We start from the raw sequence: 25,413 nt of genomic DNA on the forward strand, positions 1-25,413 counted from the left end.
CCATGTGGGAGCGAGCTTGCTCGCGATGACGGCGGCACATCCAACATCGATGCCTGCTGGACCACTGCTATCGCGAGCAAGCGTGCTCCCACAGGGGAATTGAGAACGCCCGGCATCTGAATCCAGTCATCCCCGTCGAGACAGCTGCAGCAACAAGCCTGGCTCCGCTCGCTTGGCAGAGAGCGTCCAGCCATGGGCCTGGGCGATTTCCTGACAGATCGTCAAGCCCAGGCCGGCGCCATGGTCGCGGCGATGGGCCCCGCGCCAGAAGCGAACGAACAGGTGCGGCAGTTGCTCCCGATCCACCCCGGGGCCCCAGTCTCGTACGCTCAGGTGATCCGCGCCGATGTCCACTCGAACCTCGGTGCCTCGAGGGGCGTGTTGGATGGCGTTTTCCAGCAGGTTCTTCAACAAGGTGAAGAGGGCGCTGCGATCCGCCTGCCATGGGTCAGTAGAGATAGGCGCCTGCGCCAGCACCAGGCGTACCTCGGCGGCTTCGGCCATGCGCTGCAGATAGTCGCTGGCTTCCCTCGCGACATCGGTCAGTTCGACTTCGGCAAACAGGTAGTTCTGGGCCTCACTGGCTTCGGTCAGGAGCAGCAGTTGCTGGACTTGACGGGTCATGTGGGCCACGTCGTTGAGCAGCGCGTTGCGATCGTGGCAGTCCTCCATCAATTCGATTTGCGCGCGTATCAGCGCCAGCGGTGTCTTGAGCTCGTGCGCCGCGGTCGCGAGAAATTCCTGCTGGATCCGGTAGCCATTTTCCAGGCGCTGGAGGACCCGATTGAAACTGTCCACCAGTGGCACGACTTCGGACGGTACGCTGCTGACCTGCAAGCGTGAATGCAGGGAGCGAGGCGAGATCGCCGCGGCCGACTCGGACACCTCGCGCAAGGGTTTGAGCGTATAGCCCAGGGTGATATAGGCACAGGCGGCAAAGACGAAGAGCAGCACCAGGCTGAACAGGACGATACCGGCACCCATGAATGGCAACGCGAATGCACCGTGGAAGAGGTCCATCAGCCGTTCGCTGACGGCAAGTTGCAGGAACCAGGTCTTGCCGTCGTGTTCGACCGGCGCGGTGGCGCCATACATCAGGATGCCCTGGCGCTCGAACTTGAACGGTTCGTGATCTGAAGGATGCAGCGCGGTGCTTGCCGGCCAGAAGTTTGCTTCGGTAGACGCCAGGACCACGTTTGCCGAGGCGTCCAGCACGCGGTATCCGATGTCTTGCTGCATGCTTTCATAGGTCCAGATTCGATCGGCCTCGCTGCGATCGAATCCGACCGGGCGTCCAGCAGGATCGAACTGGAGTTTTTCCGCCAGCTCCTGGGTGCGCTCGGTCATGTTCATGACCAGCAGGATGTCGCTCTGGGAGGTGACCAGGGCCAGCGCCGTCAACACGATCAGCAGGATGCTCAGCGCCACGCCGGCAATATAAGCCAGCAGCACCTTGAATCTGAGGCTACTCAGCCACGTCGACCTGGCGCAGCGCATAACCAAGACCTCGCAAGTTGACAATGCGTTGGCGGGAGCCGATGGCAAGCAGCTTGCGGCGGATACGGTGAAGGGCCACGTCCAGGGCGTTCGGCGTGACCGCCTCGCTCAAGCCCCAGCCTGCTGCCTCTATCGTCTGACGGCGGACGACCTCCCCAGGTTTGCGCAACAGCAGCAACATGATCTGCATTTCCGCCGGTGCCAGGGCAATGCTTTCATTGGCACAGCACATGCTGCCGGTGTCGGGTTGCAGGCTCAGGTCGCCATGGCTGGGCGCCAGTGGGCGACAGTCCACGGGGCGTCGCAGCAACGCTCGCACGCGCGCGACCATTTCATCCATGGCGAACGGCTTGGGCAGATAGTCATCCGCGCCGGCATCGAGCCCCTGTACCCGATCATGCAGGGCATCCCGCGCCGTGAGCACCAGGCAAGGGATGCCAAGCCCGGCGCTGCGCAGACGCTTCAACAAGACGAGCCCGTCGCCGTCCGGCAAACCGCGATCGAGGATCAGCGCCTGGTAGGGCACACGCTGGATGGCCGCCCACGCGCCATCCATGCGGTTGATCACATCGACGGCGATCCCTGCATTCGCCAGGCCCGTGCAGACCAGGTGCGCCAATCGTTCGTGGTCCTCGACCAGCAGAATGCGGCTCATCAGAAACGGTACAGGTAGCCGAACAGCGCGCTGTTTTCGGTAGAGCTGTCTACCAGTGGGCTGTCCTTGATCTCACTGGCGAGGCTCGTCGCTTTGATATCGAGGAACAGAGAGTGGTGTTTATCGAACATGTAGTTTCCCCGGACGCCAAATTCGGTATTGAGGGCGGACTTGCCATCATAGGCCGCACGATCGATGCGGGCCTCACTGTCGCGCACGCCAAAATAATAATCGACGTATTTTTTGTCCTGCCACATCGCCGTCACATGGGGCGTGAGGGTGATGTGGTCGTCGAGCCGCCAGGTTCGCTCCAGGCCCACGTTGAAGCGCTGCCCCTTGCTGTTGCCCGACAGGTCCGAGAGCCACTCGGCGCGCACGTCCACCAGACCGGTGTGCCACTCCACTTTGGCCCCCGCCCAGAAGCCACTTTTGCGGTCGCTCATGCCATCGAAGACCCGCGCGTCGTCAGCGTCGTAGCCACTGAAGTCGTACTGGCCCATGAGGCTGAAATCGATTTGCTGGGTGTCGCCGATCTCGAGTTGGGACAGCTTGACCTCGGCGTTTGGACCGAACACCCGCAGGTATTCGTTCTCGAAGTAGATCAGCGGTATCGCCTTGTTGTCACGATCGATGCCGGTATAGGGCTGCTGGCTGCTGATTGCGCCGACCCCCAGTCCCCAGGACGAAGACGGTTCGGCCTTATCAGACTCGGTCGCCTGTGCGGCCAGCGCTGAAGTGGCCACGGCGAGCAGGAACACACTCGGGATTGTCGAAACGGCTAAGCGCAGCAAATGCATTGGGGGGCTCCAACGGAATAGGATGAAGTGCGCGCCTATCGTTGAGCGTTTTCCCTTACTGGATGCTTACGGTTATCTGTCGAAAGCCAGAGATTGCTCCCGCTCGGCCGTTGTAGGAGCTGTGTAGGAGCTGTCGAGTGCAACGAGGCTGCGATCTTGTCCCAGACAATTGAGTCGCAAGCGAAAGATCAAAACCAAAAGATCGCAGGCTTCGCCAGCTCCTACAGCAGCGCGAGCAAGCTCTGACCACGGGTCTGCGCTCAAACGATATCGTCGATCAGGATGTGGTGCTGTCCGCGGCTGCATCGTTCGATCCGCGCCTCGACCTTGTAGACCTGGCGAAGCATCGACTCGGTAATCACCTCCGCGCTCGGGCCGCTGCCCTGGGCGGTACCGTCGGCAATCACCAGTACCTGGTCGGCAAAGCGCAGCGCCTGGTTCAGGTCATGGATGGCGATGAACACAATGACTTGGCGCTTGCGCGCCAGGGCCCGCATGAAGCCCAGCACCTGGACCTGCCGGTGCATGTCCAGGGCGCTGGTCGGTTCATCCATCAGCAGGATTTCCGGTTCGCGCACCAAGGTCTGGGCGATCGACACCAGTTGTTGCTGCCCGCCACTGAGTTCACCGAGGTTGCGGAACGACAATTCGGTGATGCCCAGCGCGGCGAGAATGTCGTCCACCAGCTTCAGCTCATCATCATGGACGGCCCAGCCCGGCGTGAGTTGTTTGCGCGCCAGCAGGACCGATTCGTACACCGTCAACCGGGCGCTGGCGTTCAAGCCCTGAGGCATGTAGCTAATGCCTTGCGGCCCCTTTTTCGAACCCTGCAAGAGGACCTGTCCGGGGCCTTCGATCAATCCGGCCATGCGTTTGAACAAGGTGGATTTGCCCGCTGCGTTGGGGCCGACCACCGCCACCACCTGGCCGCCGACAAAGGCTGCCGTGGTCACACCGTGAATGATCGTGCGCTGGCCGTAGCGGGCACCGAGGTTCTCCAGCTGGATCGTCACCATGAGTTTTTCTTCCCGCCGAGAATCAAGGAAATGAAGAAGGGCACGCCGATCAGCGACGTGACCACGCCGATGGGGAAAATGGCGCCGGGGATCAGGGTTTTGCTGATCACCGAACTGGCGGACAGAATCAATGCGCCGGTCAACAAAGACGCTGGCAGGAAGAACCGCTGGTCTTCACCGATCAGCATTCGCGCGATGTGCGGGCCGACCAGCCCGATGAAGCCGATGGTGCCGACAAAGGCCACCGGGAATGAGGCGAGCAGGCTGACCATGATCAGCGTCTGAAAGCGTAGGCTGCGCACGTTGATGCCGAAACTCGCGGCCTTGTCATCCCCCAGGCGCAGCGCGGTCAAAGCCCAGGCGCGCCGGGCGAAAATCGGCAGGGTGACCAGGATCACCAGGCAGATCACCCCGAGCTTGGGCCAGGTGGCTTTGGTCAGGCTGCCCATTGTCCAGAACACCACGGCGGCCACGGCTTGTTCGGTGGCGAAGAATTGCACCAGTGCCAACAGCGCGTTGAAGGTGAACACCAGGGCGATGCCGAGCAGGACGATGGTCTCGGCGCTGACACCGCGGCGCAGGCTCAGGAAGTGGATCAGCAAGGCCGACAACATGGCCATGATGAACGCGTTCACCGGCACCATGTACTGTGCCGCCAGCGGGAACAACGCCACGCCAAACGCCAGTCCCATGGCTGCACCGAAACTGGCGGCGGCGGAAATGCCCAGGGTGAACGGGCTGGCCAGCGGGTTGTTGAGGATCGTCTGCATCTGCGCGCCGGCCAGCGACAACGCGGCGCCGACCGCAACGGCCATCAGCGCCACGGGCAAACGGATGTCCCACATCACCACACGCACCTGAGGCGATGCGTTGGCTGGCGAAAACAGTGCACCGAGCACTTCGTCGAGGCTGTAGCGCGCCGGCCCGAGGGCCAGATCCAGCAGGACGCTGCAGATCAGCAGCAGCGCGAGCCCACCGAGGATGAGGCGCTTGCGCAGCACCAGGCGCCGGTAGGTGTCGCGTTGAACCACCAGGGCTTCGTTCAGCGAGCTCATGGCGTGACCTCTGCCGGGCGCAGGCTGACGGCGTAGCCCGGCTCATAAGGGACCGGCAAGAACTGCTCATGCAGTTGGCGGAACGCGGCATCCGGATCCAGGTCGGCAAACAACGACGGGTGAAACCATTTGGCCAATTGCTGGATGGCCACGAACTGATAGGGGCTGTTGTAGAACTGGTGCCAAATGGCATGGAAAGCCTGGTCGTCCTGGGCCTTGATGCCGGCATAGGCCGGTCGTTGGGTGTACCACGCCAGTTTTTTCCTGGCTTGGGCCATGTCTGCGCCCGGGCCGACGCCGACCCAATGGCCACCGGGGGCAAAGGCTTCCCAGTTGGCACTGGTGACCACCACCTGCGCCGGGTTGGCGACCAGCACTTGCTCGGCATTCAACTGGCCGAACGTGGTGGGGATGATGCCTTTGGCGATATTGTCGCCCCCGGCCATTTCGACGAACAGGCCGAAGTTCTCGTTGCCAAAACTCAGGCAGCAATCATCGGTGTAACCGCCGATGCGCTCGATGAAGACCTTTGGCCGGGCGGGGTGGTGCGCTTCAATGACGTCGGTGACCCGCCGAATCTGTTGGTTGCGAAACTCGATGAAGGCCTCGGCACGGGCTTGTTTGCCGAACAGTTGGCCGAACAGGCGCATGGTCGGCTCGGTGTTCTGCATCGGGTTGTTGCGAAAGTCGACGTAGACCACCGGGATGCCCAAGGCGTCGAGCTTCTCGATGTAGCGCGCATCCTCGGTGGCGTGCTGGGCTTCGATATTGAGGATGATCACATCCGGACGCTGGGAGATCGCCTGCTCGATGTCAAAGGTGCCGTCCTCGAACCCGCCGAAGGTCGGAATCCTGGCGATGGCGGGAAATGCGCGCAGGTAGGCGCTGTAGGTGTCCGGATCGGACTGGATCAGGTCCTTGCGCCAACCGACGATGCGTTCGATGGGGTTTTGTGTGTCCAGCGCCGCGACCAGGTACAACTGGCGGCCTTCGCCGAGGATCACCCGCCGGACCGGAAGGTGGACCTTGACCTGGCGCCCGAGCAGGTCGGTCACGCTGCCCAGGGCTGGATCCGCCTCGGCGGCGACAGCGTTGCGTGGCGCCAGGGAAAGCAACGACAAGCCGAGCCACCCGGCGAACAGCAGGGTGGCGAGCGTGTGATGACGCAAAACGGTAACCATGGTTCAGGCCTTTACAGAAGCCGACCGGGACAACGGCGCAAACCGCCAGCCCGGCCCGCGGGTTTCAGAAATCAACGGTGGCGGACAACAGCAGCGTGCGCGGTGCGCCTTGGGAAAACGCACCATAGGAGGCGACCCCTGACCAGTAGGCGCGGTCAAACACGTTCTGTACCGTGGCGCGAAAAGTCGTGGGCCGCTCGGCGATGCGCGTGGCATAGCGGGCGCCGACATCGAAGCGGGTCCAGGCATCCAGTGCCTGGGTGTTGGCCTGGTCGACGTACTGGCTGGCGGTGTAGATCGCGCCGCTGGTCAGCGTCAGCCCTTCAATGCCCGGGGTGTCCCACTCGGCCCAGAGGTTGGCCTGGACCTTGGGGACGCCCACCGGTGTGTTGCCGCGGTTGGCGGCCACGCCGGTGCGGGTCAGCTCCCCATCGAGCAGCGTCACGCCACCGAGCAGGCGCGTGCCTCGGGCCACCTCGCCGGACAGGTTCAGTTCCACGCCACGATTGCGTTGCTGGGCCTGGACCGAAAACACCCTGTTCGACAATTCACCGCTGGGCTTCTTGATCTGGAACAGCGCCAGCGTGGCCATGAAACGGTCGTAGTCGAGCTTGATTCCGATCTCCTGCTGGCGGGAGATGTAGGGTGAGAAAACCTCATCCGCGTTGGTTGCAGCGGACGGCGCAATGTCGCCCTTGCTCAGGCCTTCGATGTAGTTGTAGTACAGCGCGACATGCTCCCAGGGCTTGGCAACGATACCGAACAGCGGCGTGGTTTTGCTTTTGTCGTAGGACGGGATGGCAACGGTGGTGTTGAAGTTTTCCGACTGGACGTTCTGCCTGCGCAGCCCGAGGGTGACTTGCAGGCGCTCATCGAGCACCGACAGGGTGTCGGCGAGGGCGACGCCTGACAATTGGCTCTCGGAGACTTTCGGTGTGTTGGGTTCGGCGAGGTTGGGCCGGGGCCGGTCGATCGGGTGATAGATGTTCGAGAGGATGACGGGGCCGGAAATAATGCCCCGGGACAACTCGTCGCGATAACGGCTGACTTGCAGCACCGCGCGGTGGCTGACCGGCCCGGTGTCGAAGCCCAGGCGCGCGCCGGCGTCGACGGTGTAGCGCCGGACCTTGAATTGGTAATAGCCGGGATCTGATGACGTGTCGCCGGACGCGTTGATGATGGTTGGGGTCTGGTCGGACATGCGCTCGACCTCGGACTTTCCGCCACCGGCGTGGGCAAACAGCGTCAGTTGGTCGCTGAGGTCATATTCGCCACTCAGCAACGCCGACTTGTCCCGGGCTTGGGAGCGGCCCCAATCCTGGCTGACACTGGTCCGGCCGTTGGCGGCCGATGGAATCTGCACGCCGGGGGCGATCCTGAAGGGCCGCGATGCGGCGTCGAACGCTTCCTTTTGATTGATCAGGTCCAGGCTCGTGCGCAGGCGATCCCCTTGGTAATCCAGGGAGATGGCGCCGGTACCGACCTCTCGGGACTGCTTGTCGATGGCCGTGTCGCCCTGCTGCAGGCTGCCGTTGAACCTGATTCCGAACCGGCGCTCTTCACCAAAACGCCGGCTGACGTCGAGGTGGCCGCCCAGTTGCGAATCCGTGGCGTAGCGGCTGGTGAATCGGGTCAGGTCCTCGTCGAGGGCGCGCTTGGGGACCACGTTGATCACACCGCCCACGGCGCTGTTGGGTGACATGCCATACAGCAGGGCGGCGGGGCCCTTGACCAGTTCGATGCGCTCGGCGTAATCGGTGAACACCCGGTAGTTGGACGCCACGCCATACACACCGTCGAACGCCAACTCACCGAGATTGCCTTCCCCCAGCGGAAAACCGCGGATGAAGAACGAGTCGACGATGCCGCCCGCCTGGCCAGTGGCGCGCACCGAAGCATTGCGCTCCAGCAAATCGCCCACGGTGACCGCCTGTTGATCGTTGATCATCGTCGAGGTGTAGCTGCTGACGCTGAACGGCGCATCCATCACATCGGCGTTGCCCAGCAGGCCGAGGCGTGCGCCGCGGGCGACCTGATCGCTGGCGTCGGTGGGCGGCAGGCCGGTATTGCGTCTGCCGGCGGCATCGACGCTGATCGCCGGCAAGGACACCTGGCGCAGCACCAGGGTGTAACTGCCATCGTCACGCGCAACCATCTCCACGCCGCTGTCGGCCAGCAGGCGCGTGAGTGCTTGCGCTGCGGTGTAGGTGCCGGAAAGTCCCGGGCTGACCAGGCCTTCGGTGATCGACGGCTGGAACGACAAGGCAATGCCGGCGGCCAGCGCAAAGCTCGACAGGGCGGCGCCGAGCGGCCCGGGGGCTATGTCATAGGTTCGGGGGGCGATGGCTTCCAGTTGCACAGGCACGGCGGCCAAGGCGAACGATCCGATGAGCGTGTTCAAGGCAAGGCTCAACAGCACACTGCGAATGACGGGCTTGGACGGACGATCCGGACGCAGGGGCCGTGCAACGAGCATGGATGGATGACCCTATGGACGAGATGAAATGGTTATTCCTTTCTTTGCCAGTCGAGATCAAAAAAAGTATCACCTGCGCAGCAACTATTTTCTGTGGGGTCAGGCTGGGGTGAGCGTCAGCCAGTAACCGCTCAAGTGGCCGGTGACGAGAACCGGGTAGGTCTGGACCAGCATGTTGAGCGTGCGTTGGGTGTCGCTGATAGGAAACGCACCGGAAACACGCAGCTCGGCGATGGCCGGGTCACAGCGCACGAAGCCTCGGCGATAGCGCGCCAACTCGGCGACGAAATCCGCCAGGCGCATCTTGTCGGCCATCAGCATGCCTTGGGTCCAGGCGCCGACGTTGCGATCTGTCGGGGTCAGCCGGCCAAAGGCCTGGGACGAGAAGTCAGTGCGCTGCCCGGCGTTGACGATGATCGGCGCGGCCTGGCGCGCATCGGCCAATTCAATCCGCACAGCGCCTTCGAGTACCGCCAGATGGGTGCGTGATTGCAGTTCGCGAACGGTGAACCGCGTGCCCAAGGCCTGCATCCGACCCTCGCGGGTACTGACCAGGAAGGGGCGGGCCTGTGGCGAAGCATCCGGTGCGGTCTGGACCAGGATTTCCCCTTCACGCACCTGGATGAGCCGCTGCTGGGTGTCGAACAGGACGTCGATGGCCGTGCCGGTATTGAGGGTGATGTGAGAACCGTCGGCCAGGGTCAACTCGCGGCGCTCGCCGATGGCGGTGCGGTAGTCGGCGGACCATTGCTGCGATTGCGCCAGTTTCCAGCTGCCCCAGCCGGCGGGAACGACTGCCAGCAGCAACGCCAGTTTGCCGAGGGCCGCGCGCCGTTCGGGGCTGCTTGGGCGATCCAGCGCCGACATCGCCAACGAGCGTGGCAAACCGCCGAGCTTGTTTTGCAACATCTGCGCGCGGGACCAGGCCCGGCCGCGCTCGGGGCTGCTGACTCGCCAGCACTCCCATTCGGCGCGCTCGCTGTCGCTGAGCTCGCGTTCACTCAAGCGCATCAGCCACTCGGCGGCCTCTTCGAGGACCTTGGGGTCGAGCGGTGGCTCATGGCGACGGGTGAGCATTCAGTCCACCAGCATCAGGCATTGCACGAACGCCTGCTTCATGTAGCGTTTGACCGTGATCAGCGAGACGTTCAACTGCTGGGCGATGTCGTCGTATTTCAGGCCGCCGATCTGCGACAGCAGGAATGCCCGTTTGACCGGCGCAGGGAGGGTGTCGAGCATGGCGTCGATGTCGTGCAGGGTTTCCAGCACGAGGAAACGCAATTCGGGGGACGGCACTTCCTGGGCCGGCAAATGCGCGAGCGCCTCCAGGTAGGCACGTTCCAGTGCCTTGCGCTGATACCAGTTGACGAGGATGCCCTTGGCCACGCAGCTCAGGTAGGCCCGGGGTTGGTCAATGGCGGTGACTTGCGAGGCCAGAATGCGCGTGAAGGTGTCTTGCGCCAGGTCCGCCGCATCCATGGCGTTGCCCAGCTTTTTCTTCAGCGTGGCGTACAGCCAGCCATGATGACCAGCGTACAGCGCTTCGATCACGCGCAGATGATTGTCGTTGTTCGCGGGCAGGGTTTCGCTCATGGCTGCAGCTTTTTGCAATTGAGAAGTATTCCCAATGCTAATGGACAACTTACCCGCGACGCAAGCGGCATTCAGCAACCCTGTTTCAGCTACGCGGACGGCTCGCGGGCCCGTAACGCAATGCAATGACGGGGATCAGCGCCAGCACATAGGCCAGGCAAACGAACAGGTAGGTGTATTGCAACCCGTAGACCTGGCTGAGCAATCCACCGATCGAAATGCCCGCGATCGAAGCGAATTGCGTGGTGCCCTGGGCAATGCCCAGCACGTGGCCTTGTCGCGAGCTGTCGGCGGATTTCGAAATGAGGGCCATCAGCACTGGCGTGGTGGCACCCAGCAGCACCCCCCAGATGAAGTAGGCCATGACAAATACGATGGCGTTGCGCGTGCCTCCCGCGAGGGCGGTCAGGGCGACACAACCGAGCACGATGTAGAGGATGCGCTGCAAGGTCTGCTGCTGGGTACGGTGCTCGAAATAACGCGACCAGGCCGTGGCCGACAGAATGAAACCCAGCGCCAGCAAGCCGTAGCACAGGCCGACGAGCGAGTTGCTGACGTCGAATACCGCGCTCACATACAAGGCGAATGACGTTTGCGGCAGCATCCGCGCCAACAACAGAATGCCCATGACGCACAACAATGACCGCAACGGTGATCCTTGCCAGGGGCTGTCGGTACGGCTCGTCGCTGCCGGGGCCAGGCTGGCCGGGACTTTCTTCACGGGCGGCACATCCGGCAAGGTCACGGCGGCCACCACCGTGCACGCTGCGCACAACGCCGAGGCGGTGAGGTTGATCCAGAAGAACGTCGCGTAGTCGAGGATCAGCCCCCCGACTACTGCGCCGAGCAATGAGCCGACATTGGTGGATATTTGCAGAATCGCGAACAGCCGCGCTCGCCGCGATGGGGCTTCGATACTGACGCCGTAGGCCTGCGCCGGGGCGATATATCCGGCAAAGGCGCCCTGCAAGAAGCGCAGGACCAGAATGATCCAGATATCGCTGCACAGCGCCAGCCCGAGCTGGGTCAGCGACAAGCCTGCCAGGGCGCGGATCATCATCCACTTATGGCCGTAGCGATCACCGATACGGCCCCAGAAGGCACTGGTCAGCAGGATGCCCAGCATCGGCCCGACATACACGGCAATGCTGGCGAAGCTGAAAACCGACGCCGAGGACGTCAGCCCGCGCAGGTGAACCGGCCAGAATGGCCCGCTCATTTCCATCGCGCCCATGGAGATGAGCTGGATCGCGAACAGAAGATAAATCAGGACCCTGACGTTCGAACCCTGGACGACACCTGTGTGGGACATGATCAGCCTCGGTGGTTAAACGCCAGCAAGCGGGTAGGGCAGCGTGTGCTGCAGGCGATGACAGGGTCGGCAAGATGCCCGGCTGCACGAGAGGTTGCAAGGTGTCGATACCGCTGCAGCGTCGGTATGCGTGAGTGCTTTGGCGCAGCCTGAAAAAATAAACCCTGGGAGGTGATACTTTTCCGCAGGTCGACTGGCAATAGGAGTGATTACCATTTTCTCTCGTTGGAAAGGATCCTTAAGCCATGTCTGTTGCAAGTCGACCTTGTGGTGAGTCTGCGTTATCCGTCGCGATTCGTACCGCCATGCTGAGTTTCGTTCTGGTCGCAGGAAGCGCCACCGCCTGGGCGGCAACCCCCGAGCAGGAGCCCGCCGCCGATAAAATCTCGAACGCTGCGGTGGTCGGCAACGGGCAAGGCTTGACCCTCGATGCGACCACTATCACCGGTACCGACAACAGCCCAGGTGCACTGCCACCCGTGTTGGCCGGTGGTCAAGTGGCACGCGGCGCGCGCTTGGGGATGATGGGCAACAAGGACGTGATGGACACACCGTTCAGCGTGACCAGCTACACCGCCAAGACCCTGGCCGACCTGCAAACCGTGACCGTGGCCGATGCCTTGCAGCGAGACCCTTCGGTGCGCTCGACGGGCCAGGTGGGCGGCATCGTCGACTCGTTTTTCATTCGTGGTTTTCCAATCGGCGAGGGTAACCTCGGCGAGCTGGCCTACGATGGCGTATACGGCGTGGCGCCCAACTACCGGGTGTTTACCGACTACGCCGAACGGGTCGAAGTGCTCAAGGGGCCGGGCGCGCTGATGTATGGCATGTCGCCGAACAGCGGGGTGGGCGGGGTGATCAATATCGTTCCCAAGCGGCCGTTGGACGAAGACCTGACGCGCTTTACTGGCAGTTATGCGTCTGATTCCTACGTGGGCGGACACCTGGACGTCAGCCGTCGATTCGGCTCGGAAAACCAGTTCGGGGTGCGCTTCAACGGCAGCCTCCAGGGCGGCGACACGGCCGTCGATGACCAGGAACGCGAACTCAACATCGGCGCGATCGCCTTCGATTATCGCGGCGAGCGTTTGCGTTTGAACCTCGATTTCATCAGCCAGAAAGAAAGTTTCGAAGGCGCCTCACGGCCGTTCAACTCCAATGTTGAGATTCCGTCAGCCCCTGACGGTCGCACCAACGCGTCGCAAAAATGGGGTTGGTCGGATACCCAGGAGCAGTCGGCCTTGCTCGGGGGTGAATACGACCTGACGGACGCGGTCACGGTGTTTGCCCACGCCGGTGGCGGCCGGTCGGACGTCAAGCGGATGTCAGACCAGGTGCCACGAATACTCAACAGTGCCGGCGATATCGTCAACAGGCCGGGATATTACAAATTCAACGTGGATCGCTCGACAGCCGACGTGGGGGTACGCGGGATATTTGATACCGGCCCTATCACCCACACGACCACGCTGATGGCGACCACTTATCAGGATGAGCTGTCCCGGGGCATCAACAACGGGCCGAATGTCTCCTCGAACATTTATCACCCGGTGGACGCGCCCAAGCCAGCCATCAATGCGCCCAGGGTGCTGCGCGTATCCGAGTCGCAGTTGTCCGGCTTCGCATTGACCGACACCTTGTCGGCATTGGATGACCGTGTCCAACTGACCCTGGGGTTGCGTCGGCAGAACGTCAAGTCGGAAAATTACAACACCGCCGTTTTCACTCCGTCTTACGACAAAAGCAAAACCACGCCGATGTTCGGTATCGTCGTCAAACCCTGGGAAGACGTATCGCTCTACTACAACTATGTCGAGGGTCTGAGTAAGGGTGACGCTGCGCCAGCTAACGCGACCAATTCCGGGCAAATGTTCGCACCTTATGTATCCAAGCAACACGAGATGGGCGTCAAGTACGAGCACGGCACCTTCATGACCACCCTGGCGCTGTTCCAGATCGAGAAGCCCAGTGGCGAGATCGACGCGAACGATGTCTTCTCGGTGCAGGCCGAACAGCGCAACCGTGGCGTGGAACTGAGCGTATTCGGCGAAGTGGCCCCCGGCACACGCCTGATGGGCGGAGTCACACTGCTCGACGGCGAACTGACGGATTCCGCCACCGCGGCCAACCGTGGCAATAAACCGGTGGGCGTGCCTGAGGTACAAGCCAACCTGTGGGCGGAATGGGACACCCCGTGGATGGAGGGCTTTACTCTCACCAGTGGTGCGATTTATACCGGCAGCCAATACGTGAACCAGGCCAATACCCAGGAGCTGGATGCCTGGACTCGCTTTGATGCGGGGGCTCGCTACGCCACCAAGATCGAAGGTCGGCCTACGACTTTCCGAGCCACGGTTCAAAACGTCTTTGATCGCGAATACTGGTCGGGTGTCGCCTCGTATGGGGCGTTCTCTCCCGGTTCTCCGCGCACATTGCAGCTGTCGGCCACGGTCGATTTTTAAGAAGCAGGCAAGGGTGGCTCAAACCAAGGGCCACCCCCCTCGTTTATAGCGATCGATCAGAACTTTTTCGGCACAGGCAGGGGCCGGTCGATACCGTCACGGTCAGCAGCGCGTCGCGCAGGCAAGGGCACCAGCGAAACCAATTCCTCTTCGACGATTTGATTGCTCATGGCCAATTCCAGCTCGGGGCAGTCAATGCTGAGCCAGTCACCGTGCTGGAGCGGCACATTCGCGGTGCGATGGCTCAAGCTGTGAAACACGTAATGAACCAGCCCAGGCTCGAGAAACTGCTCATGTTTCTCCAGGAACTCCTCTGAGTATCGGCGCAAACTCTGCCAGCGATGCAAACTCATCCGGTGGTGACTTGCCGTCAAAGGTTGGCCGTCGCGTTCTATCTGGACATTGATGGCCAAGTCAGCCTGCAATTCCCCCACGATCAATGCCGGGGCAATCGCACAGGTACGCAAGTGCGCATGCGTTGAAGAAATGGCGTCACGACTGTGCAATACATGATCGTGAATATCGTTGCCCAGGGTAAAACCAATGAAGCGCAGCGCACCAAACGGGTCGACCCAATAAAGGCAGACAATGCACGGTTCGCTACTGATGCTTTGCGAATGATAAGGCACCTGCAAAGGGTCGCCGTCGGTCTTGAGCAGTCGGCCGTTACCTTTGTAATACCAGGCTTGTTCTGTCTTGGCGGTACAGAGGGTGATTTCGCTGATCTGGACCAATAAGTTGTTATCGGGTTTGAGCGGTGGTCGGTATTTCACCGCCGCAGGCGTAAGCGGGTAGGGTGTGGACGGTAGGTCCTTGAGATAGGACTCCCAGTCCATATTCCGATCCGCGCAATGGGCCAGGGCTTCATACAGATTTCCCTGGGGTGGACGCACCTCCCGGCTTTGCCCGGACTTGAAGTCAAATACGCCAAGGCCTCCTCGCGGCACTGGAGAGTCCAGCAACATTACATAATGGGTCATCACTTATCCTCCAGGGTCAAGCGTGCGGACAGGGGGGCGTAGTCCTTGAGTCCGTTGAACGCCGGGTTTGCCTCTTTGAGCCGTAAGGACAGCAAGCCCCCCGTGATACTTCCGGCCAGTGCCAGGAACAGAATTGCGGTGAGCCCCCACGTCATGGCGATGTAGCCGGCGACGACAGGCGCGACGCCCCCTCCAAGAATCTCTCCGCAGCCCACCACCAGGCCCGTCGCGGTGGCCAATAGACTGGGCGGCACTGATTCGCTGGTCAGTGGACCGACCGTCATGCAGATCAGGCTGAAGTTGATAAAGGACAAGAAAAATAATTGAAGGAACAGTAGCCAGGGCAACGGTGGGCTGATGATCAATAAACCCACTAACAGCGCGCTGATCATGAAACAGATGGAAACCACGGGCTTGCGACCCAGTTGGTCGGACAAGCCGGGAATGACCAACTGGCCAAAAAAACCACCCAGGCCAATTGCAGAAATGATCATGGCCATGGAGAAATTGCTCAGGTGCAGAATGTCTGTCAGGTAGCTGGGGAGCAGGGCACACAGAACGAACTGGCACGTCAGTATGCAAAGCATCAAGGCAATATTGAGCCGCACATTCCCGCTGGACAGGGCCGTCCTCCACTGACTTTTGGAGGTGCGTGCAATCGACACCGCGCTGGGCGCCTGGGTCGGTTGGTAGGTTCTATAGAGGTACCAGGCCACTAACAGGCCGGGTAACGAAATGATGGCGAACACGGCGCGCCAGGATCCGAATATTTCCAGCAAGACGCCCGCCAGCAGCGGCCCGAGGCACAGGCCGATGATGGGGAACAAGGCCTGTTGAATCCCTAGATTGAGTCCGCGCCGGGAAGGCTGCGAGACTTCATCGGTGACAATGATACTGACTGGAGTGAAGGCACCTTCACAGACACCCATCAAGGCGCGCAAGAGCACCAGGCCCATCAGGCTGGTGATCAATGCAGACGCACCGGCCAGGAGCGATAGCAGGGTGATCGACAGCACCAGCAACTTCTTGGGGCCCAGTACCCTGATGGCGGCGCCCATGAACAGGGCAGAGCCTCCCCATGCAAATGCCAGGATGGCTGACAGCATGCTCAAGTCCTGATAGTCCAGGGCCAAGTCACGCATGATCACCGGGAACAGCGGCATGATAATGAACCTGTCCAGTCCTACCAGCCCGAAGCTCAGCGACAGAAGCGTGATCATGCGTCTTTCATAGCCGCCCCAAGGTCGAGCGACCAGATATTTCATCTCCATGTTCCTTCCCCTTCTTTCCCTAGTGCTTTCGAAGCCCTCTCGAGCAAGGTGAACGCCTGCGATCGATACGCCTGCAGTCAGGGGCAGGTGTGCCCCTGGCTGGGTGCCGGTGTTTTACGGGGCTGTCAGGCGACCCACTTGCCCACGGCCATTTCCGCGGTGAAACCGGGGCCGAAGGCCGCCAGCATGCCTGTCGCGCCATCGACAAGCCCGCTGTCAAACTGGCGCTTGAGCACATCGAAGACCACCACGCTGGCGATGTTCCCGGCTTCGCTCAAGCTGTCGCGAGACTGCGCGACCCGACCGGGATGCAGGTCCAGTTGCAGGACCAGTTCATCAAGAATTTTCCGTCCGCCGGTATGGAAGATGAAAAAGTCATTTTGGGCGCAATGTTGATTGAAGGCCTCGTAGTTCAATTCCTCCATCATCGGTGCGACATCTTTAATGGAGTTCATGACGGCTTTGTCCAAGGTAAAGTGAAAGCCACTGTCCTTAACGTCGTATTTGATGTAGTGCTCGCTATCAGGCAGGAAGTAAGACCCGGTCTTGGCGATCTTGAAACCAGGTGCCTTGTCATCGGCGCGCATGACGCAGGCCGATACGGCATCGCCGAATAACGCCGCCGATATGAACGCGTGCAACTTGGTGTCCTGGGGTTGATAGCAGAGCGATGAGAACTCCAGGGAGACGATGAGGACATGGTTGTCCGGCGCCCGGCTGGCAAAATCATTGGCTCGATTGATCGCCGCAGCGCCTGCCACGCAGCCCAATTGAGCGATGGGCAGTTGTACGGTCGACGTTCGCAGGCCCAGGTCATTGATCAGGTGGGCCGTCAGCGAAGGCATCATGAAACCCGTGCACGATGTCACCGCGACCATGCGAATGTCGTCGGTGGTCAGCCCGGCATTCTCAATGGCTTGGCGCGCCGCGATGGACGACATGCGGCGGGCTTCGCGCTCATAAACGATGCTGCGATGGGTAAAGCCGGTATGCACCGCCAGTTCATCGATAGGCAGGACCAAGTGCCGTTCGTTGACCTGTGTGTTTTGAATCATTCGTTTGGCAAGTGCCATTCGTGGATGATCATCATGCAACTGCTCCAGATGCTCGATCATTTGTTGCTGGGTGATCTTGTATTGCGGAAACAACAGACTGGGTTTGCAAAGAGTAGACATGACAAGTCCTCGGCTAGAAGCCAATAAAGTTAGAAGCACATTTAAGGCAATGACTGCAAAGCAGGACTCTGAAAGACAGAATCAAAGCAGCGGGCTGGGAGGCCAAAAACTTGACTGTTGTTATCGAAAGAGCGGGGTGTAGCGGACGCCTTGTTGGTTATTTCACCAAGACAAACTTATAGGCATATTGCCAGGCCAAGTTGCTTTCCCGGACATGTTTGCGAATAACCATGCGCACGGGCGCACCGCTGACGACTTGCCGGGGATCGATGACATCAACGATTTCCGAGGCAATCACCAGGCCATCATCCAGGCGCACCATCGCCATGAAACGGGGCACGGTTTCGCCATAGCCCATGGCCGCCAGTATCGGATTCTCGGCATGAGCGCTGACTTGGATCGTGCCGGTGCGTGCGCAGCGATACGGTTCCACATTCAACGAATTGCACGCGCCACACACGGTGCGCCGGGGGAAGAAGATCTCGTCGCAATCCTGGCAACGGCTGCCTTCGAGACGGTATTTGCCGCCGTGCTCGCGCCATTCGCGCAACATGCTGGCAGTGGTCATGCGGTGAATTTGTTCAGGGTAAAGGGACATGGTCGGCTCCTTAATCGTTGGAAAGCACAATGACACTGTTGTGCGCGGCGTAACCGCCCAGGTTTTGCGAGACGCCAATACGGGCGCCTTTGACTTGGTTGTTGGACTCGCCGCGAAGCTGTCGGAACAACTCAGTAATGTGCAAAATCCCATCGCAACCGGAGGCGTGGCCGCGCCCGATGTTGCCGCCGTCAGTGTTCAGGGGAAGTTGCCCATCAAGGGCTATGCCGCCTTCCAATACGAAGTCGCCTGCCTGGCCTGGACCACATACGCCCATGGACTCCATTTGAATCAACCCGGCGCCCAGCAAGTCGTAGACTTGCGCCACATCGATATCCTTTGCAGTGATACCAGCTTTTTTGTAGGCGATTTCGGCGCAGGCTATCGAGTTGGCGGAAACCGCCATGCCTACATCTTTTGGCAGCCCCGGAAATTGCAGCGTCGGGTTGTGATAGCGCGTGCCGAAATAGTGCGATACGCCGGTGTAGGCACAGCCACGGATAAATACCGGTTGGGTGGTGTAACGGTGCGCAAGGTGTTCGGCCACCAGGATGGCGCAACCGCTGGCTTCACCCCAGGCCAGCATCGAGCCACAGGCTTCGCTACTCTTGAGTGCTTCGAGGGACGGAATCGGCACGCCATAGCGGGTAGCCGTGGGGGTGTTATGGGCATAGATACGCATCTGCCGCCCAAACGTCGCCAATACATCCGCTTCGCGTCCTGCATAACCGAACTTTTCAAAATACTCGGCGGTCGCCAGGGCGAAGGCGTCTGTGTGTGAGATGCCGAGAAAATAATCGTATTCACATTCAGTGCTGGAGCCGATGTATTCGGCGTAGTTGATGTGGTCGGTCATTTTTTCAAAGCCGCCGCACAGGACGATGTCGTATTCACCTGAGGCGACCATTTGGTGAGCCATCTGGAAAGACACCGAGCTGCTGGTGCAGTTGGCAGTACTCATGAACGTGGGGGCAGGGCTGATACCCAGGGCATCGGAAATGGTCGGGCCCAGGCCTCCGTATTCAGAAATACCTTCACCGTGGTAGCCATAGGCAACTGCCTGGAGTTCGCGGGGATGCATCTTGATGGCGTTGAGTGCTTGGTAGGCGGACTCGACGATCATCTCCTTGAAAGTCTGACGAACTCTGGAACTTCCCGGTTTAGGGGTATAGGCAGCCGAAACGATAGCAACGCGTCGTGCGCTCATAAAAAGGTGCTCCTTGCTGGATGGATTGGAATCAGAGATAGGCCGTCAGGGCATAGTCGGGCCGCAAGTATTTGAACTCGTACTTGATCGACGTCCCGTAATCCACGTAGTACTTATCCTCCAGCAGCGTGCGCAGCGGAACGTTGGTCTTTTGATAGGCTTCGATGGCATTGGTGACGGTCAAGGCAATGGCATCGCTGCCCGCACCAAACCCATAGGAAACCACCAGGATTCTTTCACCGGGACGCGCTTGATCGAGGACGTTGACCAAACCCAGCAAAGGGCTCGCTGCCCCGGCATCACCGACGTTCTGGGCATAGATGCCAGGTTCGATTTGCGCCGTCGTGAATCCCAGGTGCTTGCCGAGAGAGTAGGGGGTTGAGACCAGGTTCTGCTGGAAGACGACATAATCGAAATCAGCGGCCTGCGCATGGATCTTGGCCATCAAGCCCGAGGCAGCACGGCGAGTCTGGTCTTCAAGGCCGATGCTGTTCTTGTCCGAGCCCAGTCCCATTCCCGACCGGATATAGCGGTCCCCTTGAGGCCTGATGTTGTCAGCGACATCCGCCGCGCAAGAAAAACTTGCGTCAAAGTGCGCGATCACATTTTCTGTACCCAACAGCAGGGCCGCGGCGCCCGCTCCGGCGTAAGACTCTGTCAAATCACCGGGGGCGGTGTTGCGGTTGATCGTATCGGCGCCCACTGCCAACGCGTTGCCCACCATGCCCGATGCCACCAAGGCGTATGCAATCTGAAGGGCGCTGGTGCCTGATTTGCCGGCAAACTGCACGTCTGCGCAAAAGGCGTCATAGCCGCAGCCAAGCATTTCCAGGATGATCGCGGCCGAGGCCCGGGAGTCATATGGATTGGTGCAGGTGCCAAGATAAAGCGCTTCAAGGGAACAAGGCGGTGCTTTGTCCAGCGCGCGTTGCGCGGCTAGCACGCCCAAGGTGATGACGTCTTCATCAGGTTGCAGCACAGCCCTTTCAAGGATGCCCAATTGACTCTTTACCAAGCTCAAATCGGTGTTTTTCCACACCTGGATCACGTCGTCCACCTTGAGCCGGCAGACCGGGATGCCCGCGCCATAGCTCACAATTCCTACTTTATTCATGTGTACTTCCTCCAGATTCCGTTCTTTCACCTGCTGGCAGAACGCCGTGACAGGTGCATGAAATATTTAGAAACTATCTATTGGTGCTCGCAAAGTGATAAATGGCGGTCCCATGCCTCATAAATCGGCAGGTCCAAGCGACAGAACCTACCGGTCAACCTATGAACAATAGGCTTGTTTTCGTACAATCATTATGTATGATACGAAACGTACCGTATCGTTAAGGTAGCGTTAAAAATTTATGACTTTCCTTCTCGTATCTCCCTATATAGAGGTAATAAGCGCTCAAGAGACCCCCTGCTAAGCAGAAGCTGAGATCAAATAAACATACAAAACGAAACGATCCGTTTCATTGCTTTTCGAGAGAATCCTATACCCTGAGTCTCTTTTGTCAAGCGCCATATTGGAGATTTTGATTTATGGCCCGTAAACCATCTCGGAGCTCCATTGGCTCATTGAGGAGCCCTCACACGCACAAAGCGATCATCATTTCTGCCATAGAAACCCTCAAGGAGTGCGGTTACTCGGGGCTGAGCATCGAGGCGGTGGCCCGTCGCGCTGGCGCGAGCAAACCGACAATCTACCGGTGGTGGGGTAACAAGGCAGCCTTGATCGCCGAGGTCTACGAGAGTGAAAGCGAGCAGATTCGCAAAGAGCCTGATAAAGGCTCTTTCAAGGAGAACCTCAATTTCTTGCTGCTCAATCTCTGGAAGGTCTGGCGAGAAACCATTTGCGGGGAGGCTTTTCGGTGTGTCATCGCTGAGGCGCAACTCGATCCCTGCACGCTGCCCAAACTGAAAGATGAATTCATGGAGCGACGTAGGGAGTTGCCTCGCAAGCTGGTGGAAAATGCTATTCAGCAGGGCGAGTTGCCCAAGGACACGTCGCGTGAATTGCTCCTGGACATGATCTTTGGGTTTTGCTGGTACCGGCTTTTGACTGAGCAGTTGGAGGTGGAAGCAGATATCAATGAGTTCACGACACTGCTGCTGAACGGGGCAATGCGCTCGACTTCGGCGGCGGTTCAAGACGCCGCCGAAGCCTGATTATCGGGAGGGGTTGCGCTTATTTCGTGCCGCTGAATCGTGCATGAAGGCTCGGCAGGATGCTGGCCAGGTGGTTGAACTCACACAAGTCATGCACCGCAAATTCATAAGCCAGGGTTTCCAGCTCCACTTCTCCCAGGCCGTTTTCTTCCAGTAGCCGAGCGGCTCGCTCGGCGCCTGGAAAACGCTGCATGGCAGGGTGGCTGCCGACCCAGTAGCGGCTCGTCAGGTACAAACCCTCCGGACACTCCTTGAACAAGTGCGCCATCAGCGACACCGGCACTTGCGGTTCGTGGGCCAGGCTCATCAAGGCGCTGACGCTGCCGTCTATTTTGGATTCGCGGTACAGGTCCGGACAGAAGCCCAGCTCGCAGGGGTCCCTGAAATCAATGTGCAGGTGCATGAGACGGTCACCGACGTACTCAGAGGCGCAAAAGGTATTGCCGTACAAACGCTCCTCGAAGCTCAGGGTATCGTCCAGGAGTCGCTCGTGATGAACGCAGGGGTTTTCCACATGGGCATAAGGAAACCACAGGGTGTAGCGTTCAGCCTCCAGCGGATGCCACATGAACCACCACTTGAGCATTTCAGCTGTGCAGTTGGGGAAAAACTTGCGACTTTGCACGTAGGCCATCGGCCCTGGCAGCAGGGCGTATCCGGCCTCTTCGCTAATGAAATCAGCGGCGAGCATGCGGTTAAGGTCTTCAACGCTGGGCGTCAAGGTGTCAGCCAAGGGCATGGGGCCTTGCTGTATCTTTTCGACGGCGCTGAGCGGCACGCTGATCTTCGAGCGGAAAAAGTCGGCGTAGGGTTTGCCTTGGATGGCCCGCTGATTGGCCAGGAACTGCTTCTGCATTGGCAATGAGAAGTAGGTGAAAGGTGTCATTACGCGCGCTTCCATGACGGTATTTCCTTGGTAGTGCGTGAAAAGCCCGCAGCATCGGCTGCGAAGTCCTCGCGCGGTGTTGTAAAGGGACAATGACGGGACCAAAATAGGTAGGCCGAAATAAAAAGTCAAATTTGAATTAGAACTATAAAGAGATGAGCTCATGGACAATGCCATTGGCAAGCCTTCCCTGCCTCGTGCTTCGCGACTCGATGGGCAGGCAACGCGGTTGCAGATTCTGGAAAAGGCGGGTGAGTTGTTTGCCGAACAAGGGTTGGCCAACACCACCAGCAAGCAGATTTGCGAACGTTCGCAAGCCAACAGTGCGGCGGTGAATTATCACTTCGTAAACAAAGAGGGCCTGTACCGCGCGGTATTGCTCGAAGCCCACGCTCGGTTGGTGCGCATGGAAACGCTGGTTTCGCTTAACGAGCGGCCAGGGTCGCCGCAAGACAAATTACGTGCCCTCATCACCGTGCTGGTCGAGCGCCTGCACGACCATCCGGATGGCTGGGCGCTGAAAGTGCTCACGCGCGAAGTGCTTTCGCCTTCTCCCGAGTTTGAGGTGGTACTCAAGGAGCAGTCGTTTCCCAAGGCGCACATACTGCGTGGCTTGCTGGGGCAAATCATGAACTTGCCAGCGGATCACCCGACAACCTTGCGCAGCGCCATCAGCGTCTTCGCCCCCTGTCTTTTTTTACTTATCGCCCATCAGCCGTTAAAGCAGCATGTGCTGCAAGGCTTGAGTCTCGAGCCGCAGGGTTTGATCGACCACATGATGAGCTATGCCCTTGGTGGGCTCCAGGCAGTGGCGGCGACTGCGCACGACGCTGCAAGCTGACGGTCCATGGTTATTGGGGGCTACCGATGGCGACGCGTGCCGTCACAGTCGCCAACGGGGAGCGCGATGCATCGTTGATGCTCCACAGGCGCTATTGTCCTTTGGCAGGCAGCCCCATCTTCGCTAGCGTCAGCGTTTCATCCGCGCGCCCCCATCCGCCGTCTGCCACCTCTTCGACCAGCACCATGGTGAACGGACGGACGCCCTCGCCGAAGTACTCGACGAACATTTCTGTGGTGCGATGGATGATCTCTTCTTTGCGAGCGTGGTCCAGGATCCCTTCGGGGAATTTGTAGTTGGCAAATGGCATGGATCGGCTCCGTGGGTGTGAGAAAGATGCGGCAGGGCGAAGGCCCCTGGCGCGCATCTTTCTCCTTTACGCCCTTGGAATAAATCCCTCTGGGTTGGCATCAGCATTCAACGTATGTGAACAATCGTCCGTCTGGACTCAGTGCGAATGACGCGGCTCACCACTACGAGCGATCACGCGCAGATGCAACGTCGCCGGCTCCAGGCAGCCCCCGGTGGACAGTTGCCCCACCAGTTGCCGGTACAACTCCTGCCAGGGCGTTTGCGAAGGCGGGATATTCGGCGTCCACGCGAGTCGGCGCCGGGCCATCTCTTCGTCGTCGATCAGCAGGTTCACGGTGCGTGTGTTCAGGTCCACTTTCAGCCGGTCATTGGTTTTCAGCAACGCCAGGCCGCCGCCCACGGCCGCTTCCGGGGACATGTTGAGGATCGACGGGCTCGCCGAGGTGCCGCTCTGGCGGCCGTCGCCCAGGCAAGGCAGGGAGTCGATGCCTTGCTTGATCAGTGCCGCCGGCGGGGCCATGTTCACCACTTCGGCACTGCCGGGGTAGCCCACGGTGCCGACACCGCGAATGACCAGGATGCAGCGCTCGTCGATGTCCAGCGCCGGGTCGTCTATGCGGGCGTGGTAATCCTCCGGCCCTTCGAACACGATGGCCCGGGCTTCGAAACTGTTTTCGGCACCGGGTTCGGACAGGTAGGTCTTGCGAAACGCCTCGCCCACCACCGACATCTTCATGATCGCGCTGTCGAAGAAATTGCCGCTGAGCACGATAAAGCCGGCGCGGTGCTTGAGTGGGGTATCGAAGGGATAGATCACATCGGCGTTGCTGGTCAGGCTGTTGCTGACGATTTCGCCGACGGTCCTGCCGCTGACCGTGGCGCAGTCTTCGTGCAGGCGTCCGGCTTTTTGCAGTTCGTGCATGACCGCTGGCACGCCGCCGGCCCGATGGAAGCCTTCACCCAGGTACTTGCCTGCCGGCATGCAATTGACCAGCAGCGGCACGTCTTCGCCAATCCGTTGCCAGTCGTCCAGGCTCAACTCGACGCCCATGTGTCGGGCGATGGCGATCAGGTGCGGTGGGCAGTTGCTCGAAGCGCCGAGTGCCGAGGCGACGGCGATGGCGTTCTCGAAGGCCTGGCGGGTCATGATCTGTGACGGGCGTATGTCTTGCAGCACCAGTTCGCAGATGCGCTTGCCGGTGGCGTAGGCCATTTGCCCGCGCTCGCGATAGGGCGCCGGAATGCTCGCGCAACCGGGCAGCGACATGCCCAGGGCTTCGGCCAGGGCGTTCATCGACAAGGCGGTGCCCATGGTGTTGCAGTGACCCACCGACGGCGATGCCGCAGTGGTCATTTCCATGAAGCCTTCGTAGTCGATCTCGCCGGCGGCCATCAGGTTGCGCGCATGCCAGAGCACGGTGCCGGAGCCGATCAGTTCGCCCTTGTGGTGACCGTCGAGCATCGGCCCGCCGGACAGGACAATGGCCGGCAGGTCGGTGGTTGCCGCCGCCATCAGGCAGGCCGGGGTGGTCTTGTCGCAGCCGGTGGTGAGCACCACGCCGTCCAATGGGTAACCGTGAAGAATCTCCACCAGCCCCAGGTACGCCAGGTTGCGGTCCAGCGCGGCAGTGGGGCGGCGCGACTGTTCGGCGATCGGGTGCACCGGGAATTCCATGGGAATGCCGCCGGCATCACGAATACCGGCCTTGACCCGTTGGGCCAGTTCCAGGTGATGGCGGTTACAGGGGGTCAGGTCGCTGCCGGTCTGGGCGATGCCGATGATCGGGCGTCCTGATTGCAGCTCTTCGCGGGTCATGCCGTAGTTCATGTAGCGTTCGACATACAGGGCGGTCATGTCCGCGTGGGCCGGGTCATTGAACCATTGCTCGCTGCGCAGGCGGCGTTTTGACGTGTCACTCATGATTCATTTCTCTCTTGT

22 protein-coding genes are annotated in these 25,413 nt (G+C 60.2%); 3 read left to right on the top strand and 19 right to left on the bottom strand.

Features of this window, described 5'->3' with window-relative positions:
• Positions 1-126 precede the first annotated feature (126 nt).
• From CFII68_RS25120 to CFII68_RS25075, 10 genes are all read right to left on the bottom strand, one after another.
• Positions 127-1,452, bottom strand: a complete 1,326-nt coding sequence (locus CFII68_RS25120; protein ID WP_256211696.1) for a HAMP domain-containing sensor histidine kinase — start codon at positions 1,450-1,452, stop codon at positions 127-129.
• Between the two features lie 13 nt (positions 1,453-1,465).
• A complete protein-coding gene (locus CFII68_RS25115; RefSeq protein WP_018600461.1) occupies positions 1,466-2,152 on the bottom strand; it encodes a response regulator transcription factor in 687 nt (228 codons plus the stop codon).
• Complete coding sequence (locus CFII68_RS25110; protein ID WP_018600463.1) at positions 2,152-2,949, bottom strand: MipA/OmpV family protein; 798 nt, start codon at positions 2,947-2,949, stop codon at positions 2,152-2,154. Before CFII68_RS25110 ends, CFII68_RS25115 begins: the two co-directional genes overlap by 1 nt.
• Before the next feature lie 260 nt (positions 2,950-3,209).
• Entirely contained in the window at positions 3,210-3,965 is a 756-nt protein-coding gene (locus tag CFII68_RS25105) for an ABC transporter ATP-binding protein (RefSeq protein WP_018600465.1), read from the bottom strand.
• Positions 3,959-5,020 carry an iron ABC transporter permease gene (locus CFII68_RS25100; protein ID WP_018600467.1) on the bottom strand — a complete coding sequence of 354 codons (1,062 nt, stop codon included), beginning with the start codon at positions 5,018-5,020 and terminating at the stop codon, positions 3,959-3,961. The genes CFII68_RS25105 and CFII68_RS25100 overlap by 7 nt, the downstream gene beginning before the upstream one ends.
• Positions 5,017-6,201: an ABC transporter substrate-binding protein gene (locus tag CFII68_RS25095; protein WP_018600468.1), complete on the bottom strand. Its 1,185-nt coding sequence runs from the start codon at positions 6,199-6,201 to the stop codon at positions 5,017-5,019. Before CFII68_RS25095 ends, CFII68_RS25100 begins: the two co-directional genes overlap by 4 nt.
• Positions 6,202-6,265: 64 nt before the next feature.
• Complete coding sequence (locus CFII68_RS25090) at positions 6,266-8,677, bottom strand: TonB-dependent receptor (RefSeq protein WP_018600470.1); 2,412 nt, start codon at positions 8,675-8,677, stop codon at positions 6,266-6,268.
• A gap of 99 nt (positions 8,678-8,776) precedes the next feature.
• Positions 8,777-9,754, bottom strand: coding sequence for a FecR domain-containing protein (locus CFII68_RS25085; RefSeq protein WP_018600472.1), 978 nt, complete (start codon positions 9,752-9,754; stop codon positions 8,777-8,779).
• The gene (locus CFII68_RS25080; protein WP_018600473.1) at positions 9,755-10,270 is read right to left on the bottom strand and encodes a sigma-70 family RNA polymerase sigma factor; all 516 of its coding nucleotides are present in this window, start codon (positions 10,268-10,270) and stop codon (positions 9,755-9,757) included.
• An 85-nt stretch (positions 10,271-10,355) separates the two neighbouring features.
• A complete protein-coding gene (locus CFII68_RS25075) occupies positions 10,356-11,582 on the bottom strand; it encodes an MFS transporter (RefSeq protein WP_018600475.1) in 1,227 nt (408 codons plus the stop codon).
• Positions 11,583-11,827: 245 nt separating this feature from the next.
• On the opposite strand from CFII68_RS25075, the gene CFII68_RS25070 reads away from it, so the two are divergent.
• On the top strand, positions 11,828-14,044 hold the full coding sequence (locus CFII68_RS25070; RefSeq protein WP_033062328.1) for a TonB-dependent siderophore receptor: 2,217 nt from the start codon (positions 11,828-11,830) through the stop codon (positions 14,042-14,044).
• A 56-nt stretch (positions 14,045-14,100) separates the two neighbouring features.
• Here the strand turns inward: CFII68_RS25070 and CFII68_RS25065 are convergent, their stop codons facing one another.
• The 6 genes from CFII68_RS25065 to CFII68_RS25040 all read right to left on the bottom strand — a co-directional run bounded on the left by CFII68_RS25065 (position 14,101) and on the right by CFII68_RS25040 (position 20,389).
• A complete protein-coding gene (locus CFII68_RS25065) occupies positions 14,101-15,024 on the bottom strand; it encodes a hypothetical protein (RefSeq protein WP_018600479.1) in 924 nt (307 codons plus the stop codon).
• Positions 15,024-16,289, bottom strand: a complete 1,266-nt coding sequence (locus tag CFII68_RS25060; protein WP_018600481.1) for an MFS transporter — start codon at positions 16,287-16,289, stop codon at positions 15,024-15,026. The genes CFII68_RS25065 and CFII68_RS25060 overlap by 1 nt, the downstream gene beginning before the upstream one ends.
• Positions 16,290-16,420: 131 nt before the next feature.
• Positions 16,421-17,470 carry a type III polyketide synthase gene (locus CFII68_RS25055; RefSeq protein WP_018600483.1) on the bottom strand — a complete coding sequence of 350 codons (1,050 nt, stop codon included), beginning with the start codon at positions 17,468-17,470 and terminating at the stop codon, positions 16,421-16,423.
• Positions 17,471-17,627: 157 nt separating this feature from the next.
• Positions 17,628-18,068, bottom strand: a complete 441-nt coding sequence (locus CFII68_RS25050; RefSeq protein ID WP_018600485.1) for a Zn-ribbon domain-containing OB-fold protein — start codon at positions 18,066-18,068, stop codon at positions 17,628-17,630.
• Between the two features lie 10 nt (positions 18,069-18,078).
• Complete coding sequence (locus CFII68_RS25045; RefSeq protein WP_024618313.1) at positions 18,079-19,275, bottom strand: thiolase family protein; 1,197 nt, start codon at positions 19,273-19,275, stop codon at positions 18,079-18,081.
• Between the two features lie 31 nt (positions 19,276-19,306).
• Positions 19,307-20,389 (bottom strand): hydroxymethylglutaryl-CoA synthase, encoded by a 1,083-nt coding sequence (locus tag CFII68_RS25040; protein ID WP_018600487.1) that lies wholly within the window; start codon positions 20,387-20,389, stop codon positions 19,307-19,309.
• Between the two features lie 419 nt (positions 20,390-20,808).
• Here CFII68_RS25040 and CFII68_RS25035 point away from each other — a divergent pair, with 419 nt between their 5' ends.
• Positions 20,809-21,435, top strand: a complete 627-nt coding sequence (locus CFII68_RS25035; protein WP_018600489.1) for a TetR/AcrR family transcriptional regulator — start codon at positions 20,809-20,811, stop codon at positions 21,433-21,435.
• Between the two features lie 19 nt (positions 21,436-21,454).
• On the opposite strand, the gene CFII68_RS25030 is transcribed toward CFII68_RS25035, so the two are convergent.
• Positions 21,455-22,336, bottom strand: a complete 882-nt coding sequence (locus tag CFII68_RS25030; protein WP_018600491.1) for a DAPG hydrolase family protein — start codon at positions 22,334-22,336, stop codon at positions 21,455-21,457.
• Between the two features lie 148 nt (positions 22,337-22,484).
• Here CFII68_RS25030 and CFII68_RS25025 point away from each other — a divergent pair, with 148 nt between their 5' ends.
• Positions 22,485-23,162, top strand: a complete 678-nt coding sequence (locus CFII68_RS25025; protein ID WP_018600493.1) for a TetR/AcrR family transcriptional regulator — start codon at positions 22,485-22,487, stop codon at positions 23,160-23,162.
• A gap of 91 nt (positions 23,163-23,253) precedes the next feature.
• Here the strand turns inward: CFII68_RS25025 and CFII68_RS25020 are convergent, their stop codons facing one another.
• Together CFII68_RS25020 and CFII68_RS25015 are read right to left on the bottom strand one after the other, a co-directional pair.
• Positions 23,254-23,472 (bottom strand): 4-oxalocrotonate tautomerase family protein, encoded by a 219-nt coding sequence (locus CFII68_RS25020; RefSeq protein WP_003200762.1) that lies wholly within the window; start codon positions 23,470-23,472, stop codon positions 23,254-23,256.
• Positions 23,473-23,610: 138 nt separating this feature from the next.
• Positions 23,611-25,395, bottom strand: a complete 1,785-nt coding sequence (locus CFII68_RS25015; protein ID WP_018600518.1) for an IlvD/Edd family dehydratase — start codon at positions 25,393-25,395, stop codon at positions 23,611-23,613.
• Between the last annotated feature and the right edge of the window lie 18 nt (positions 25,396-25,413).

Origin of the sequence: Pseudomonas sp. CFII68 (assembly GCF_000416195.1) — a bacterium.
GTDB classification, from domain to species: Bacteria; Pseudomonadota; Gammaproteobacteria; order Pseudomonadales; family Pseudomonadaceae; genus Aquipseudomonas; species Aquipseudomonas kilonensis.